At 32.0% G+C, this 16,515-nt stretch carries 17 protein-coding genes; 4 read left to right on the forward strand and 13 right to left on the reverse strand.

Going from position 1 to position 16,515, the window contains the following annotated elements:
- Positions 1-2: 2 nt before the first annotated feature.
- From H526_RS32355 to H526_RS0113010, 9 genes are all read right to left on the reverse strand, one after another.
- A complete protein-coding gene (locus tag H526_RS32355; RefSeq protein WP_027393396.1) occupies positions 3-482 on the reverse strand; it encodes a hypothetical protein in 480 nt (159 codons plus the stop codon).
- A gap of 65 nt (positions 483-547) precedes the next feature.
- A complete protein-coding gene (locus tag H526_RS0112970) occupies positions 548-907 on the reverse strand; it encodes a DUF3592 domain-containing protein (protein WP_027393397.1) in 360 nt (119 codons plus the stop codon).
- A gap of 11 nt (positions 908-918) precedes the next feature.
- Complete coding sequence (locus H526_RS0112975) at positions 919-1,173, reverse strand: hypothetical protein (protein WP_027393398.1); 255 nt, start codon at positions 1,171-1,173, stop codon at positions 919-921.
- 2 nt (positions 1,174-1,175) lie between these two features.
- The gene (locus H526_RS0112980; RefSeq protein WP_155839690.1) at positions 1,176-1,427 is read right to left on the reverse strand and encodes a hypothetical protein; all 252 of its coding nucleotides are present in this window, start codon (positions 1,425-1,427) and stop codon (positions 1,176-1,178) included.
- Between the two features lie 212 nt (positions 1,428-1,639).
- On the reverse strand, positions 1,640-3,715 hold the full coding sequence (locus tag H526_RS0112990) for a flotillin family protein (protein WP_211237837.1): 2,076 nt from the start codon (positions 3,713-3,715) through the stop codon (positions 1,640-1,642).
- Positions 3,712-4,443 (reverse strand): hypothetical protein, encoded by a 732-nt coding sequence (locus tag H526_RS0112995; RefSeq protein ID WP_027393401.1) that lies wholly within the window; start codon positions 4,441-4,443, stop codon positions 3,712-3,714. The genes H526_RS0112990 and H526_RS0112995 overlap by 4 nt, the downstream gene beginning before the upstream one ends.
- A gap of 155 nt (positions 4,444-4,598) precedes the next feature.
- A complete protein-coding gene (locus H526_RS0113000; protein ID WP_027393402.1) occupies positions 4,599-4,913 on the reverse strand; it encodes a YbjQ family protein in 315 nt (104 codons plus the stop codon).
- 65 nt (positions 4,914-4,978) lie between these two features.
- A complete protein-coding gene (locus H526_RS0113005) occupies positions 4,979-5,692 on the reverse strand; it encodes a PspA/IM30 family protein (RefSeq protein ID WP_027393403.1) in 714 nt (237 codons plus the stop codon).
- A 4-nt stretch (positions 5,693-5,696) separates the two neighbouring features.
- Positions 5,697-6,092: a type III secretion system chaperone family protein gene (locus tag H526_RS0113010; RefSeq protein ID WP_027393404.1), complete on the reverse strand. Its 396-nt coding sequence runs from the start codon at positions 6,090-6,092 to the stop codon at positions 5,697-5,699.
- Between the two features lie 325 nt (positions 6,093-6,417).
- Here H526_RS0113010 and H526_RS0113015 point away from each other — a divergent pair, with 325 nt between their 5' ends.
- From H526_RS0113015 to H526_RS0113030, 4 genes are all read left to right on the forward strand, one after another.
- Positions 6,418-7,176: a helix-turn-helix domain-containing protein gene (locus H526_RS0113015; protein WP_027393405.1), complete on the forward strand. Its 759-nt coding sequence runs from the start codon at positions 6,418-6,420 to the stop codon at positions 7,174-7,176.
- A 243-nt stretch (positions 7,177-7,419) separates the two neighbouring features.
- Positions 7,420-7,608: a LytTR family transcriptional regulator DNA-binding domain-containing protein gene (locus tag H526_RS32650; protein WP_027393406.1), complete on the forward strand. Its 189-nt coding sequence runs from the start codon at positions 7,420-7,422 to the stop codon at positions 7,606-7,608.
- A 126-nt stretch (positions 7,609-7,734) separates the two neighbouring features.
- The gene (locus H526_RS0113025) at positions 7,735-8,199 is read left to right on the forward strand and encodes an ankyrin repeat domain-containing protein (RefSeq protein WP_027393407.1); all 465 of its coding nucleotides are present in this window, start codon (positions 7,735-7,737) and stop codon (positions 8,197-8,199) included.
- The gene (locus H526_RS0113030) at positions 8,199-8,780 is read left to right on the forward strand and encodes a hypothetical protein (RefSeq protein WP_027393408.1); all 582 of its coding nucleotides are present in this window, start codon (positions 8,199-8,201) and stop codon (positions 8,778-8,780) included. Before H526_RS0113025 ends, H526_RS0113030 begins: the two co-directional genes overlap by 1 nt.
- A 9-nt stretch (positions 8,781-8,789) precedes the next feature.
- Here the strand turns inward: H526_RS0113030 and asnS are convergent, their stop codons facing one another.
- From asnS to frr, 4 genes are all read right to left on the reverse strand, one after another.
- The gene (gene asnS, locus H526_RS0113035) at positions 8,790-10,232 is read right to left on the reverse strand and encodes an asparagine--tRNA ligase (RefSeq protein ID WP_027393409.1); all 1,443 of its coding nucleotides are present in this window, start codon (positions 10,230-10,232) and stop codon (positions 8,790-8,792) included.
- Between the two features lie 680 nt (positions 10,233-10,912).
- Complete coding sequence (locus H526_RS0113040; RefSeq protein WP_027393410.1) at positions 10,913-13,315, reverse strand: efflux RND transporter permease subunit; 2,403 nt, start codon at positions 13,313-13,315, stop codon at positions 10,913-10,915.
- Between the two features lie 85 nt (positions 13,316-13,400).
- Positions 13,401-15,842: a DUF5686 family protein gene (locus H526_RS0113045; protein ID WP_027393411.1), complete on the reverse strand. Its 2,442-nt coding sequence runs from the start codon at positions 15,840-15,842 to the stop codon at positions 13,401-13,403.
- An 87-nt stretch (positions 15,843-15,929) separates the two neighbouring features.
- Complete coding sequence (frr, locus tag H526_RS0113050) at positions 15,930-16,493, reverse strand: ribosome recycling factor (RefSeq protein ID WP_027393412.1); 564 nt, start codon at positions 16,491-16,493, stop codon at positions 15,930-15,932.
- Between the last annotated feature and the right edge of the window lie 22 nt (positions 16,494-16,515).

Raw genomic sequence — 16,515 nt, forward strand, 5'->3', positions numbered from 1 at the left:
GATTAAAGTTTGCCAATTTTTTTCAAAGCTTCAGAAAGTTTCTCAGGTTTATTGGTACCTATTAATAATTTTTTGTTGTTTAGGAATTCCAATTGTAATCCTATATTTCCAGAAATATTAAAGGCTTTGCCTTTTCCTCTAATATTCATTCTTATTCCCCATCCACCATATTCATATATTGGGTCATATTTTCTAATATATAATTGTTTAATACTACCCCAATCATACTGTATGAATTTAATATGAAATGGAAAAAATCGGATGTAAATTCCGTCATTTTTTATTTGCGTTTCTAACTTCATTAAAGCAAAAATTAAAATTACTAATGCAAAAGAGGAAGCAGTGATTACAAGGGTAGTAGTTCCTACATCTTTGTTATTAAATAGATAGAGTAAAGCTACGATTCCAGAAACGAGTATTGACAGCCATAACCAAGATTGGCTAAACTTTTGCTTCTCTGTATAATGAATGTCAGTTCTCATATCTCTTATTTTTGTAAAGATTTTTATTTAATCTTTAGTTCCGATGTCACGCTGAGTTTACAAAACTATTTCTTGAGTTTAATTTTTTCAATTCTAGAATTCGTAGGTTTTTCAGAATCATAGATTATCATAACAGAATCTCCTATTTTACCAGTTTTAGAGAAATACAAATCGTGTTCATGTCTTGAAATCTCCTGTGTTTTCGTATAATCTTTATTCTTAATTGTGTATTTATATTTGACATGAATATTCTCTACAGTGGGTGAGAATTCATTGTCAATTTTGTTTGTCGAAATTTTTTCTATTACCGCGATTGTGCTAGTGCCATTTTTTATCAACCCTTCTTTTTTATAATAGGTGTTGAATGCTAAAACTCCAATTGCCATTAATAAAACTGCTATTAATCCTATAAATTTTTTGTTCATAATTTTATCTTTTAAATAGATGTATAAACTATAATTCCAACAACCAAAAGCATTATCAACCCAAAACCAATCAATCTTCTTCTAAATAGTGCTTGTCGTTGTTTTTTTAATTTATCTCTAATTTCTTGCAATTGTTCTTCAGAAATAGGTTCTACTTTGATCGCTTGACTTTCTTCGTCACTTTCTGTCCATCCATCATAGGCTTTTCGTTCTTTTCTTCTACTGTTTTTAAGAAGATTGCTTAAGTTATGGCCATATCCTCCCATAACTAAACTATGTATATTATGAAGGATGTAATAAGAACTACCAAAAACACAGAAACTATTAATTGCTTTTTAAAAACTGTTAATCTTTGTTTTTTTAGCTTATCTCTGATTTCTTTCAAAGTTTCTTCAGAAACGGGTTCTATTTTAATGCCTTGACTTTTGGTGTCTATAGTGCCGCTTATATTACTAAAGGCTTCTCTTCTATTTCTTCGATCATTAAACTTAATCGAAGCAACCATGGCTGCTATGCTCATAATTAAACCGTATTTAAAAGTTAAACAAATCCCATCTAGTCAATCACTCGCTACCCCAAAGGGAGTTCGAGACTTTCTGGGATTGACTTTTATGGGTCTAAAAATGTATTTATGATGGTATTCATAAAGTATTGCAGATTCCTACTGTTTTATTTCCACATTTAAGCGGATTTAATTCTCCTCCAAATAAGGGAGGAGAATTTTTATGAATGTTATTTCAATTTCTGGTCTGATAACCCTAGTCCTTTTGCTAGATTAAACAGGTTACTGAATAAAGTGTTTTCTTCTTCATTGCTAGATTTCTGTTTTAGATCCATCAAAATGTTAGCGATTGTAAGGTTTTTGATATCTTTTGATGATACTCCGTATTTGGTAGCAAATTCTTTTACTTTTTCTAAAAGATTTCCTTTTACATCATCACTTCCTAAAATAGCATCTTTTACATCCTGAATATTATCAGAGTGTTTTACCAGTCTATCAAATCCTTTGGCCTTAGTTATTTGACCAACTATTTGATCAAAGAACATAGTTTCTCCACCTACAATATCGATGTTAGCAGCTTTAAGTGCTTCTCCGATTACTTCTGCCTGTGCATCTGCAATTTCTTTCTGGATGTTTATTTCAGCCAAGTCTACTTGTAATTCTTTGTCTAATCGCAATTTAAACTCTTCGTGTTCTTTACCAACACCATCAAGTTTTTTCATAGCTTCTGCTTTCTCTTCGATTCCGGCAGCATCTGCAATTGCTTTTTCTTTAATTACTTCAGCTTCTGCTAATCCTTCTTCCTTGATTGCTTCAGCTTTAGCTAATATACCAGCCGCTTCAGCCTTCGCTTTTTTCTCTATAATATTTGCTTCTACTAATCCTTGACGTTCGTTAGCATCTGCTTTTGCATGCATTACTTGTGCTTCAGACATACCAATAGTCGCTTCTTCTTTGGCAGTTGCTTCAGCAAGTGTTTTACGAGCTTCAGCTTCTTTTTCACTAGCTTCTTTTTGTGCTTGTGCCTCGATATTAATTTCTTCTGCTTTTTGCTTAGCTGCTTCTTTTTGCGCTTCAGCAGCTTTGATTGTAGTAATCAATGCTTCTTCTGCATTCGCTTCTGCTATAGTAATTTTTACTTGTTTCTCACGATCAGCAGTTTTAAAAGCCTCTATATCTTTCATGTTTTCTTGCTCTTCTACCACACCTTTTTCTAAGGTAACACGATCACGAATTACATCTTGAATGTTTTTCTTTTCAACTTCTACTACTTTTTCCTTTTCGATCTGAGCCAAGGTTACGATACGCTCGCGTTCTGTAGCCTCTAACATTCTATCTTTTTCTACTCTTTCCGTTTCTACGGCATCAGTACGCTGTTTGTTTTTTTCTGCTACGATGATCTGGCGCTGCATATTTTCTTCGGCAACTTTTACTTTTTCTTCTGTAGCAATACGTGCAGTTTCTGATTTTAAACGTTCTTCTTCTGACACTTTTAGTATTTCTGCTTCTTCACGAGATTTGATGTTGGCGATTTCTCTTCGTTGTTGTTCTTCTTTTTCGGCTAATTGTTTATCTAATTCTAAGATAGCCTCACGAGCTTCTACATCTTGTTTGCGGATTACTTTTTCTTCATCACGTTTGATGAGGTTAGATTTTACATTCTGAGCAGCTGTTAATTCTGTAATCTTTTTGATACCTTCTGCATCCAGAATGTTGTCAGGCTTTAAGAATTCTACAGGTGTTTGTTCTAAGTAATCAATTGCGCAATCATCTAGAAAATACCCATTCAAATCTTTTCGTATAAGTTCTTTGATCTCATCTCTAAATTCAAGTCTTGCTTCATACAAATCAGCAAAGTTGAATTTTTTTCCTACCGTTTTTAGTGCTTCAGAGAATTTAGCACCAAATAACTCTTCTAAAGTAGAAATATTAGATGCTCTTTCGCACCCTATTGTTTGCGCTACTTCAATAATATCATCTTTTGATTTGTTAACACTTATGAAGAATGCCACTTTAATATCTGCTCTTAAATTGTCCTTACAAACAAGTCCATCAGCTCCCATTCTATCTATCTCAATTTTTTTTACTGAGATGTCCATGATTTCCACCTTATGAAGTACCGGTATTATATACATCCCCTTGTCAAATGCTACAGCTGTTCCTCCAAATCCAGTTTTAACTATAGCTTCTCCTTGTGGTATTTTCCTATAAAACATTGCTATAATTGCAATGAAAACGATAAATAAAAATAGTATCCCAACTACTATTCCAACGACAATGTTTATTCCTGTGATTAGTGTTATCATATGTTAATGGTTTTGTTTGATTGAATTAGATAAATGTTTTCTTCTTTTTTATGATCTATTATTATAATTTTTTCGTCAGCATCGATTAATTTACCGTCAATAGATTTAACGTCAACTTTGATGGGACTTGAGTCTATTCTGACTTTAACCGTACCGATTTTATCTCCTTGAATTTTATTTTGTAATACTCCAATTCTTCCTAAAAGATCCAAAGATTCTTCCCCTTTTCTGTTTAAATGTTTAAAGAAGCTTTTAAATGGAGATGTTCCTATTTTGGTTATAAACAAAGCCGGTATTATCATTGCTATAAAGAGTATAATACCAATGTTATTTGCATATGTATTAGTGTAATATGTAGAGATAAAAGTTAAAAACCACCAGCTAAATATCCAGAAGGTAAAAGTGAACATAAAAGGAAGTTCTACGAAGTTGAAATAGACTAAAATGATTTGCCACCATTTTAGTTTTCGTCTTCTTCCTCCAACAACGGTTTCTTTCTTCAACTCTGCGTTAGCAAAATCATCAATTGAAACATTTCCTGAGTCTAATGTTGTGTCCGCATCAATATCTATATCTGCATCAACATCAATGTCAACTTCCACATCAAAATCTAGATCAAAGTCTAAGCCAGATAGGATGGTGAGAATCCAATAAAGAATTAGAACAATTACAAAAATTGTTAGTCCAATATTAACCGGCGAAAAAGCTATTTCTACTAATTCTTTCAATGTTTTAGTTGTTTAGTTAATTAATAGTTCTTTAGTTATCCCTCTTTTCAAAATCTTCCGTTTGATATATCTTAATTCTTCTAATCGCTAAACATACCAGGGTTACTATGATGAATGCCCAAAACAGTATTACAAATAGTGCTTCCATAACCCAATTATTTAAGTTTTACTGCTGTCCCATACGCTAAGATTTCCGATGCTCCTTGCATTACCATTGAGGTTGTGAGTCTAACATTAATAACTGCGTCTGCTCCCAATCGTTGCGCATCTTGATTCATTCGCTGTAATGCTTGCTCTCTAGATTGTGCTTGCAATTTGGTGTACTCTTCAATTTCACCACCAACTATGTTTTTTAGCCCTGCAAAAACATCTCTACCAATATTTCTTGCTCTCACTGTACTTCCTCTTGCTATTCCTAAAATTTGAATTACTTCTTTATTAGGTATCTTTTCTGTCGTAGATGTTACCATGATTTATTAGTTTTTTTGTTAATACTTTGCTGATTAGACTAAAAGTAGCTGATTATTAATCACTTCTATTTCTTTTTATCATTCAGACCTAATTGCTCTTTTAGCTTCGCTAAATCATCTTCTGCATTTGTTTTTGTGATATCAACTGCTTTGTCAAGTTCTTCATCAATAGATTTTGATGCATTGGCAATATCTCCATAAGCTTCTGCTAACGCTTCTTCTTGATTTACCTTATCCTTCATCCTTTCTAACATAGAAACTGTACTAGAGCTATCGATTTCTGCCATTTGTTTATTCACATTTTTAGTGGCAGCAGACACTTTTACTCTTGCTTTTAGCGTTTTTAACTCATTTTCCCATTTGCTTATGTTCTGTTTAATCTCGCCTACATTCTTTTCTAATTGAGATACAGAACTATCAAATTTTTCGGTTTCAAGTTTACCACGAGTTACATGTTGTAAAGATTCTTCCTTTTTAATCAATGCTTCTTTTGCTAATCGATCGGCCTCTGCACTTTCTAAATCTCCACTTTGTGCTTTTTTAAGAATAAGCATAGCTTTTTGCTGATAATCTTCAGCTTTTGCAGCAAACTCTTCGGTATCATTTTTAGATCGAATAGCTAAAGCTTTTACTTGTGCTAAAGCTTCTAGACTTTTCTCGAGATCAACCTTCATATCTCGGATTCCTTGTTCAGTCATTTTGATTGGATCTTCCATCTTATCTATAGCAGAATGTGCTTCTGCTTCACCTATTTTAAATAGTCTTTTGAAAAAGTTCATAATATTAATATTTTGAAAAATTTATAATTTGTTGCGAGTATTCACTTAATAGTAGACTTAAAGAATTTAGGGTTCCTTCTAATTCGTTTAAATCCAAGTTTTCTAACTGTAGGGTATCTCTAAAGATTACTTTTTCTCCAGTTTCATCCAGAACAAATGCTCCGTGAACGATATCCCTGTTTTTTTGAAGTAAACTGCGGTATACTAGTTCGTTTTTGTTTTTTATATTGAAAATATGTTGTTCAATAATCAAAATTGGTAATGCGACACCAATAATTAGATTTTTAATTCCTTCATTTTCTTTACTGATCATAATAATTCCATCGCCACTATTTTCGTGAATAATGTTAAAATTAAGTTTCAATAAGTAATCTTTCACCAGTTGGAAGTGATCTTGCATGTGATGGTTGTTTTGATTGATTATTAGTAATTTATTTCTTGTTTCTGACCTTATATCAATATTACAAAAAGTACGATAACTTTTCTACTATATCGACGGCTAAATTGACAATGTATTGCACTGCGGATATCATGGGTATGTTATTTTTTATGATTAATGAATTAGTTATTTGCTAAAATTTTTAGTATGTTTTTTGATTTTGCCCAAAATCAATACACTTATTAAAAGTATTTCTACTAAAATTAGCATTTATTAAATATATTAGCTAATATTGTTAGTGTAAAAGTACGATAAATTTTTATAATTGCAAATAAAATTAGCAAAAATGTCATTTTTTGGAAAAAATATTAAAAAAATTAGAAGTGTAAAAAGTTTAAGTCAGCAAGCTTTTGCGGAGCTTTTCGACTTAAAAAGAGGCACTTTAGGGGCTTATGAGGAAGGTAGGAGTGAACCGAAGATAGATACGATTATTAAAATAGCTAATTATTTTAGCATTGAAATAGATAAGTTGCTAACTAGTGAACTGACCGTAAATGAGCTTTTAAAGTTTAAGGGAGATCTAACTACATACGCAGAAGATGTGAAACGTGAACAGTTTGCACTAATTCCTTGTATTACTGAAAGTACATCTGGGGAGTATATATCATTATATAATAAAGATAATTTTATAAAAGAGCTTCCTACGATTCAATTACCGTTAAATCCAGCTAAGGTTTTTAGAGGGTATACCGTATTGAATTTAGAAATGACTAATCATGATCAAGGATTTTATCCAAAAGATATCGTGATTGGAGAAAAAGTACCATCAGATGTTATTAAGAAATTGAATAATGGAACTTTGGTAGTTGCTTTAACGGACTCGAAATTAATCTTTAGAAGATTATATATTACTAAAAATAGCGTGGTATTACGCGCAGATCATAAAAACATTGAGGATGACGAGTATCCGATTTCAGAAATAAAAGAAATGTGGCGAGTACGCTATGTGTTTTGCAAACGTATTCCTGAATTTGCAGATGGTATGGAAGGTAAGTTGCAAATGATCGAACAAGAATTATTTAGGATGAAAGAAAAATTAGGATAATTATTTTATTCATAACACGTAAATAAAAAAGAGGAGTGAATGCTCCTCTTTTTTATTTTAGAATCTATTTTTCATTATTGATCCCATTCTGTTTTGGAAGGAGAAAAATTTCTAAATGATAACATTTCTGATTTTAAAAATATATTAAGATCAGCAATTAAATATATGTAAAATTAGTATAACTGGCGGTTCATTATAAAAAGTGCTAAAGGTATTCAGTTGTTAAATGTTGTCGATGTAAGTTTGATAGTAGCTTTTTGGAATTTTTGTGTAGCGACTGATTCATCAGGTAAAACTCACCCGATTTTAGAAAAAATAGGAGTTTTAACTGATCAGATAAACCCTAAAAAGTTTTTTAGGATTAATAGGAGTCAAATAGTGCATATAGAATATATAGAAACAATAGAGAGTCATTTTAAAAATAGATTTTAGCCTAAGTTTTGCCTTGTAAATTATAAATTTCTCCTAATTAGAATGTTGCTGATATTTTTTTTGATATCTTCAGTTGTTATTAAGCGTATTTGGCTTATTTGTTAAAATTATTGCAACTTTATTTCAATGGATACAATTTTTGATGCGATCAGATCACAGAATTTAGAAAGTGTTCGAACCTTTCTTGCTAAAGATGGTAGTTTGGTTAACACAAAAGACCAAAGAGGATCTACGCCTCTCTTGTTGTCTACTTATTACGGTTTTCTGGATATTGTTAAACTTATTATTAGTTATAATCCAAATATAGACGAACAAGATGCTTCTGGAAACACCGCTTTAATGGGTGTTTGTTTTAAAGGGCATTATGATATTGCAGAACTATTGATTTCTTCAGGTGCTGATGTTAATATCAAAAGTTATAATGATGCAACCGCTTTAATATTTGCAGCAACTTTTGGTCAGAAAGAAATTATAAAATTGTTGATTCAAAATGGAGCAGACGTTGGTGTTAAGGATAATAATGGATATACTGCAGCAATGCATGCTGAGAATCAGGGAATTGATTTTTCAGAATTATCGAATGTAATTTAATGAGTATTAATTCAGTTGTACAATATATAAAATCCGTTAATATTCGTTCTACCGATATAAAAAGGCGTTTGTTAATGTCTTCATCCACTGTAGCTACTTTTCAGTCGTTTCTAAAAGATAGTATTGGAGATGAAGTATTAATAATAAATACCAATGTCGGTATGGAGATTTATTATTACTCTGTAAATGATTATGGTAATTTTATAAAAGAAAGTGCACTTCTGTATACTCTAAAGCATATTGATAACACAAAATTAAAATTTAGAAATTCGGTTACCTCTGAGGAGGTCAAGAAAAATTTTACGGAAGCAATTATTACTTTTGCGAAGTATCCCCAGATGTTTTTGGCGTATACAAAGAAGTTTATTCGACTTAGGGATACTAATACCGCAAGTGAGTACGTAATGCCTATTTTGGATGACTTTTTTGAGGATGCAATGAGGTTATTGGCAGAAACAGGAAAGGTCCCACATTACGAAAAAATTCAAAAAGCAAAAAATAAATCTCAGGAACTAGATGGTAATCAAAAGGTGATTTATGATCTAATTTCTGAGATTTTATTAAAGAAACATAGAAATTAAACTATGTTTTTAGAATTCTGCATTTAATGGAGTCCTTGGATAAGGTATTACATCACGAATATTACCCATTCCAGTAACAAATAATACAAGTCTTTCGAAACCTAGTCCAAAACCACTGTGTTTACAAGTTCCAAAACGACGTGTGTCTAAATACCACCATAATTCTTCTTCAGGGATATTTAAAGCTGCCATTTTTTCTTTAAGCACATCAAGTCTTTCTTCACGCTGAGAACCTCCTACAATCTCTCCAATTCCTGGGAATAAAATATCCATTGCTCTCACTGTCTTTCCATCTTCATTAAGTCTCATATAAAAAGATTTAATATCAGCTGGGTAATCAAATAATATTACTGGACATTTAAAATGTTTTTCAACTAAAAAACGTTCGTGTTCACTTTGTAAATCTGCACCCCATTCGTTAATTGGAAATTTAAATTTCTTTTTCTTATTAGGTTTAGAGTTTTTTAATATTTCAATAGCTTCAGTATAACTAACTCGCTTAAAATTATTCTCCAAAACAAATTTTAACTTATCTCTAAGTAGCATTTCTGCTCTTTCCGCTTGAGGTTTTTGTTTATCTTCCTGAACTAATCGTTCTTCTAAAAATGCAAGGTCGTCTTGGCAGTTATCTAAAACAAATTGAATAACATATTTTATAAAATCTTCTGCTAGATCCATATTACCATCTAAATCACAAAAAGCAACCTCAGGTTCTACCATCCAAAATTCTGCAAGATGACGAGAAGTATTAGAATTCTCTGCTCTAAATGTAGGTCCAAAAGTGTACACCTGACCTAATCCCATTGCGTAAGTTTCTGCCTCTAATTGACCAGATACTGTAAGGTTTGTTTCTCCTCCAAAGAAATCTTGTTTGTAATCTACTTCGCCATTTCCATCTTTTGGGATGTTGTTAAGATCAAGGTTCGTTACTTTAAAAGCTTCTCCTGCTCCTTCTGCATCACTTTTAGTAATTACAGGAGTATGTACATAATAGAAGTCATTTTTTTGAAAATACTCGTGAATAGCGAACGATAGTTTCGATCGCATGCGCATAATTGCTCCGAATGTATTGGTACGAATCCTAAGATGAGCTTGCTCTCTTAATTTTTCTAAACTATGACGTTTAGGAGAAAGGATAGTTAGTTTTAATTCTTCAGAATCAGCTTCGCCTTCAATTTCAATACTTGTAGCTTTTATTTCTACACGTTGGCCTTTACCTTCACTTTCTGTTAACGTACCAGTAATTGAAAGTGCAGCGCCGATATTTATTTTTTCTATAATCGAAGCATCTATTGTATTATCTTCAATTACGCATTGAATATTTTTAATTGTTGATCCGTCATTTATCGCTATAAAACGATCATTACGAAAAGAACGAACCCATCCTTTTACACAGACAGGCTGCAATAGCTGATCACTTTGTAGTACGTCTATTACTTTAGTATGTTTCATCAATCTTATTTTTGTATGTTTTACATCTATTGGATGCAATACACAATCAATATTATCTATTTAATAATATAGTTGCGTTACTTTTTATTTCTATACTTTTTAGGGAACTACCTAAATTTGAATTTATTCCAGATTATCCGTTAAAAAATTCAAGGTAGCAAAGATAAATTTTTAATCGAATTGATGCATAGTCTTACTCTTCAAAAAATACTTAAATTCTATAGATCTTGAATTTCATTTTTTTGTGATAACAAAAATAGAGTGATTTTAAGCGATTATATAATCCGACGGTTTTTTCTAGATGAATTCTATGTAAAAACCGTAAAAGTATAGTTTTTTGGGGAAAAAATAGTTTTTTTTATTGCTTTTTTCAAAAAGAAGGTGAAAAATTCTTACAAAATATTTTTTTTTAAGTATTTAGTTACAAAGTGATTATGGTTTTTTAATCCAATTTTGGATTACAAAAAAAAAGTTAAACCTTTGTTTATTTTATCGAAAGGGGGAATTCCCCCCCATGAATGGGTTTCAAAATACAAAAAGGGGATGTATATTGCATATGCAATTATGACGATTGTGTTTACGTTAAGTTTAGTTCGATAGGTTTTGGGGTAATCTATCTTACACAGAGTCTCGCTAGTTTACTAGTGAGACTTCTTTTTTTAGATTAAATTATAGCAATATTATTGTTCTTCTTCTTCAAGAAGTTCTTCATCACTTGCGATAATTTTTAAAGCAGGTTCTTTTAAGGTTTTCTTATTTGCTATACTTCGCTCTAAAGAAAGTAATAAAGAAGGGAGTAGTAAAAGATTGGCTAACATTGCAAAAAGTAATGTAGCAGATACCAATCCTCCAAGTGCTTTAGTTCCACCGAAACTTGAGATCATAAATACCGAAAATCCAAAGAATAAAACTGTGGATGTGTAAAACATACTTACGCCAGTTTCCTTTAAAGCAGCAAAAACGGATTTACGAATCCTCCAATGGTTAGATTTTAATTCTTGTCTGTATTTAGCTAAGAAATGAATTGTATCATCTACAGAGATACCAAAAGCAATACTGAAAACCAATATTGTAGATGGTTTTATTGGAACTCCTAAAAACCCCATTAAACCTGCTGTCATAAGTAATGGTAGTAGGTTTGGGATAAGGGAAATAATGATCATTTTAAATGACCTAAACATCCATGCCATAAAAAGTGCGATCAAGACAATTGCTAATCCTAATGAAAAGATAAGATTCCAAACTAAATAGGTGGTTCCTTTCTGAAATATTAGAGCTTTACCAGTAAATGTAACTTCATATCTATCTTTTGGGAATAGTTTTTCTAGTTTTGGTGCTAGATTGGCCTCTATTCTTTCCATTTCTTCAGTTCCAACATCTTTCATGAATGTGGTAATTCTGGCGTATTGCCCTGTTGAATCTACATAACTATTCATAGCTCCAGCTTCGGATTCAAAGCTTTTGGCATAAGGCAGAATAAAATTTCGTTCTTGACTTGTTGGTAACTGATAGTATTTTGGATTTCCATTATAATAAGTCTGTTTAGCGTATTTTACTAAATTGACTATTGATATAGGTTTAGATAATTCTGGTGTTTCTTCGATTAATTCGCTCAGTTGCTCCATTCTACGTAAGGTTGGTAATTTTAGAACCCCTTGCTTACGTTTTGTGTTGATTAATATTTCTAATGGCATGATACCATCAAATTCATCTTCGAAAAATTGAATGTCTTGGAAAAACCCAGCCGATTTAGGCATGTCTTCTAGTAAACTTCCGGAAACTTTAATCGTGTAAATACCGATTATGCTAGCTATAAGGATGATTAAAGAGGATGTGTATATAGTGATTCTTCGATTTTTAACAGCGTGTTCCATCCAGTTTACAAGTCGTTCTACCCATCGCTTACCTAGATGTTTTAAATGCCTTTCTTTTGGTTGAGGCATATAACTGTAAATAATGGTTATTACTAATAAGCATAATATGAATAGTGCAACAATGTTTAGCGCAGCGACAATACCAAACTCTTTTAGTAGTTTGCTCTCCGTTAGAGCAAAGGTTGCAAAACCAGCTGCGGTAGTAACGTTGGTCATTAGGGTAGCGTTCCCGACTTTGGTAATAACACGTTGTAATGATTTAGCTTTATTTCCGTGTTTTTTTATTTCTTGTTGATACTTATTTATTAAGAAAATACAATTGGGAATTCCAATAACGATTACAAGAGGAGGGATAATTGCCGTAAGAACGGTAATCTCGTATTCTAATAAGCCTAGTAGACCAAATGCCCACATAACACCTATGATAACTGCTGTCATCGAAATAAAAGTGGCTCTAAACGATCTAAAAAAGAAAAAGAAGATTAAGGAGGTGACTAGCAATGCTGCTAAAATGAATATTTGAATCTCATCCATGATGTTTTGAGAATTCATAGTTCTGATATATGGCATACCAGATACTTTTATATCCATATTGAATTTTTCTTCAAATTCTTTGATTTTTGGATTTAAAGTATTTTCAATAAACTTTTTTCGAACAATTGTATTAACAATATCCTTGTTTAAATAAATAGCACTCTGTATGGTGTTTGATTTGTTGCTGTAGATTAATCCTTCATAGAAAGGTAATTTGTTAAAGAGTTCGTGCTGATATGCAGAAACTTTCTCATCTGTATAAATACTATCTTTTATAAAAGATACTAGCTCGAATCTAGCTGGATTATCCTTCTTTTTAAGCGTTTTTAGATCGCTTACAGAAATCACGAGGTCAATCTCACTATATTGTTTGAATGAATTATTAAAATCATTCCAGGCCTTTAATTTTGTTGGAGTAAATAGAGAACTATCATTTACGGCCATAACAATAAGGTTGCCTTCATCACCAAATTTCTCTAGAAATTCTTGATACTTTATGTTTACCTCATGATCATCTGGAAGAAGATTTGCTTCTGTAAAAGAAAATCGCATATTTTTCCATTGAAAACCTAGAAAAACTGTAATTCCAATAATAATTATAAATATAGCTGCTCTATTACGGAGTATAATTCCAGCCAATGTATTCCAAAACCCGAAAGTTAATAACTTTGCCATTCTCTATTTTCCTTGTGCAAATGTAAGAATTTGAGGTTTTAATACTTAAAAAATATTCAAAAGAAAATGAATAAATAATAATGAGTTAAAGCTTTAAGTAAAAAGTGAATTTAAAAGCGATATTGTCTTCTAGTTTTGGTAAATGATATGCCCCATATCTATAGGCAAAGCTCAACCCAAAGCCAGCAAAAAGCTTATTTATTTCGAATCCAGATTCTTGATATCCTTGCTGTAGGGAATTGAAATTAACTCCTTGGTGCTTATCACGATTACTTACATCTCCAATAGCGTATCGAGTTATTAAAACCATTTCAGGTTTTAGCCAACTAGCTATTTTAAAAGGCCTTAATCGGTGTCTGACCTGCAGTGTAGCTAATCTATCGCTAAAAAACTCACTAAAATACATGGTTTCAAAACTTCTTCGTCCTGCAACAGAAAACCTCTGAAAGATAGTTTCTTTTGTTGGGGCATTGGGATATGCGTGGTATAAATGTGTTAATGGGATATCTCCGCTGGCAATATCAGCTTCAAGAAGTAAACTAGTGCTCGATTGATTAAGACGGTTAATAATGTATTCCGCTTTGACTCCAATTTTACTATAGTTAAAATCACTATCAAATACGCCTTTGTATCCTTGGGTGTATTGAGCTGTTATTTTTGGATAACCATCTTGTATTTCTTTAAATCCACTAGGAGTTTTTAAGAATTTACTAAATGGACTCCATCTAAGTGCAATTGTGGATTCTGCTGTTTTGTAGCTGGAGAAGGAATTACCATTATTGAGATATGTATAGCCTCCTGTTTGATCAATGTTACTTACAGAAAATTGAGTTTCGGATAATAATTTAGGTAAAATTCTATGTTGTAAGCTTGTGCTCCAGGTTCTGTGTTTATAATAAAAATCAATATTTACTAAGCGTGGTTCAAATAAAGAATAAACACGTCTGTCGGTTAGATAAAAGAAACTTCCAACTTCTTTGAGGTCATCTGTGTAATTTATGTTTAACCAAGATCCTGAATCTTTATTAAGTAAAACACCGCCGCCAAGACCGAATTTAAACCTTCCATCTCGAAATCCATAAACTAAGTATCCTTCGGTGCGGAATCGTTTAGAGAATTTCTCATTGGTTAAACCTCCGATTCCTAAACGTAAACCTTCAAAATTATTATATTTTATAGGATAGGTTAGGTCAAAGTCAAAAAAACCAACGGGATAATACCCAATATTAAAACTTTGAATAACGTCTATTCTTCTTTCAATATTTTGAGCTTGAACAATACTGTCTACTATTGAAAAAGAATTTAGATCTTTTGCTGTAATTGCACTTGTTCGATATTTATTCCAATAATCTTCATCTCTGGTAGTGGCTTCAGGATCTATTTCTATAGCAGATTGTTGCAGTTTAATTTTGACATCTTTTTTGGTATTGTAGTCAAAGAAATCTGTTTTTGAAATTAGAAAATCATTATTGCCGGTAAAACTTTTCTTGTCATTCCCTAATCTACCGACAGATATTTGTCCACCAAACAAAGTTACTTTCTGTTTTCCGATCCCCGGTCTTATGGTAACTTCTTGATTTAGTGGAAACCATAATTTTTCTTTTGGATCATATTTAAAATCGTGATTTACTAGGACATTGAGTTCTCCTCTTAGTTCTGCTACTGCCTTTTGGATAGCAAGTGTTTCCATGTCTAAGTATAAAACACCTTCTAAACTGGCAATTCTTTTGGATCTTCTAGGTTGGAATAGAATTACGTATGCAGGCCTTTTTCCTTGGGTAGTATCTAAAACTTTATAATAATAGTTTTTGAGGGCCCTATTGGATAAAGGTCCAGCATATCTGTTATTAAAGATTACATAGTTTTCTTTATACAGCGAATTGGATTGAATTTTAATGCCTAGAACATTGTAAACTGGTTTGTTAAAACCTGTCATTCTCGAAGCAAGAACGCTTTCTTTTTCATCACGCCCCTTATTAAACTCATGTAGGCTAACTTTTTCTGAAAGAAAAGAATGTGCGTCATTAAAAATCCGTTCCATATCTACTTTTGTAGTGTCCGGAGTTTCAAACGTAGCCTGATTATCTTCAGTAATTTTAAATTTATTATAAGTTTTATAGCTATAACTTTTTAATGCCTTGTTAGGGTTGTTTTTTGTTTTATTTGATATAGCTTGTTTGATAATATTAGAAGCAACGCTTCCTGGGATATCAAGTTTTACTGCTGCTAGATTTTCTGATTTAGGAGAAAGCTGTATTTCTACCTTAACAATATCTTCTGATTTAATGGAGAAGTTCTTGGTAGTGTACCCTATGTAGCTAACAGTTAAGTTTATTGGATAACTTTCGCATCGTATTACGAATTCTCCAGTCGATGAGGTTAGTGCATATGAATTATGATCCGTTTTTACCGTAGCGAACGGTAATGCTTGGTTGGTGCTTTGATCAATTACTTTTCCGGTAATGCTAATTTGAGATAGTACAACAAAATGAGTAAAAAATAATAAACAGAAGAGTTTGTTTTGCATTATCCGATTTGATTCATAGTAATTGAAGATATACAAAAGTGTTTTGTTCTTAAAACACTTTTGTATACTATTGTTTTTGAAAAAGTATTATACAGTCATAATTTCCTTTTCCTTAACTGATAACATTTCATCAATCTTTTTGATGTAACTGTCAGTTAATTGTTGAATATCTGATTCGGCATTTTTTGCCATATCTTCAGATAAACCATCTTTTTCTAATTTTTTAATTTCATTGTTGGCATTTTTACGGTCATTACGTACACCAACTTTTGAGTCTTCTGCTTCTGCTTTCGCTTGTTTTACTAAATCTCTACGACGTTCTTCGGTTAGAGGCGGTACACTAATGATAACGCTTTCTCCATTGTTCATAGGATTAAAACCAAGATTAGCTATCAAAATTGCTTTTTCGATTTCTTGAATTAAAGATTTTTCGAATGGTTGGATCGTAATTGTTCTTGCATCTGGTGTATTTACATTTCCTACCTGGTTTAATGGCGTAGGATTTCCGTAATACTCAACCATAACACCACTAAGCATTGCTGGTGATGCTTTTCCTGCTCTTATAACAATTAGTTGTTTTTCTAAATGGGCGATAGCACCCTGCATAGATTCTTTAGTTGAATCCAGAATAAAATCTACTTCTTCGTTCATCGTAATATAATTCTTTTCTTTT

Source organism: Aquimarina latercula DSM 2041 (assembly GCF_000430645.1).
In the GTDB taxonomy this organism is placed as follows: Bacteria; Bacteroidota; Bacteroidia; order Flavobacteriales; family Flavobacteriaceae; genus Aquimarina; species Aquimarina latercula.

Excerpts from the sequence above, each read along its gene's own strand:
- H526_RS32355 (WP_027393396.1), bottom strand. The coding sequence starts at position 482 with ATGAGAACTGACATTCATTATACAGAGAAGCAAAAGTTTAGCCAATCT.
- H526_RS0112970 (WP_027393397.1), bottom strand. The coding sequence starts at position 907 with ATGAACAAAAAATTTATAGGATTAATAGCAGTTTTATTAATGGCAATT.
- H526_RS0112975 (WP_027393398.1), bottom strand. The coding sequence starts at position 1,173 with ATGGGAGGATATGGCCATAACTTAAGCAATCTTCTTAAAAACAGTAGA.
- H526_RS0112980 (WP_155839690.1), bottom strand. The coding sequence starts at position 1,427 with ATGAGCATAGCAGCCATGGTTGCTTCGATTAAGTTTAATGATCGAAGA.
- H526_RS0112990 (WP_211237837.1), bottom strand. The coding sequence starts at position 3,715 with ATGATAACACTAATCACAGGAATAAACATTGTCGTTGGAATAGTAGTT.
- H526_RS0113000 (WP_027393402.1), bottom strand. The coding sequence starts at position 4,913 with ATGGTAACATCTACGACAGAAAAGATACCTAATAAAGAAGTAATTCAA.
- H526_RS0113005 (WP_027393403.1), bottom strand. The coding sequence starts at position 5,692 with ATGAACTTTTTCAAAAGACTATTTAAAATAGGTGAAGCAGAAGCACAT.
- H526_RS0113010 (WP_027393404.1), bottom strand. The coding sequence starts at position 6,092 with ATGCAAGATCACTTCCAACTGGTGAAAGATTACTTATTGAAACTTAAT.
- H526_RS0113015 (WP_027393405.1), top strand. The coding sequence starts at position 6,418 with ATGTCATTTTTTGGAAAAAATATTAAAAAAATTAGAAGTGTAAAAAGT.
- H526_RS0113025 (WP_027393407.1), top strand. The coding sequence starts at position 7,735 with ATGGATACAATTTTTGATGCGATCAGATCACAGAATTTAGAAAGTGTT.
- H526_RS0113030 (WP_027393408.1), top strand. The coding sequence starts at position 8,199 with ATGAGTATTAATTCAGTTGTACAATATATAAAATCCGTTAATATTCGT.
- asnS (WP_027393409.1), bottom strand. The coding sequence starts at position 10,232 with ATGAAACATACTAAAGTAATAGACGTACTACAAAGTGATCAGCTATTG.
- H526_RS0113040 (WP_027393410.1), bottom strand. The coding sequence starts at position 13,315 with ATGGCAAAGTTATTAACTTTCGGGTTTTGGAATACATTGGCTGGAATT.
- H526_RS0113045 (WP_027393411.1), bottom strand. The coding sequence starts at position 15,842 with ATGCAAAACAAACTCTTCTGTTTATTATTTTTTACTCATTTTGTTGTA.
- frr (WP_027393412.1), bottom strand. The coding sequence starts at position 16,493 with ATGAACGAAGAAGTAGATTTTATTCTGGATTCAACTAAAGAATCTATG.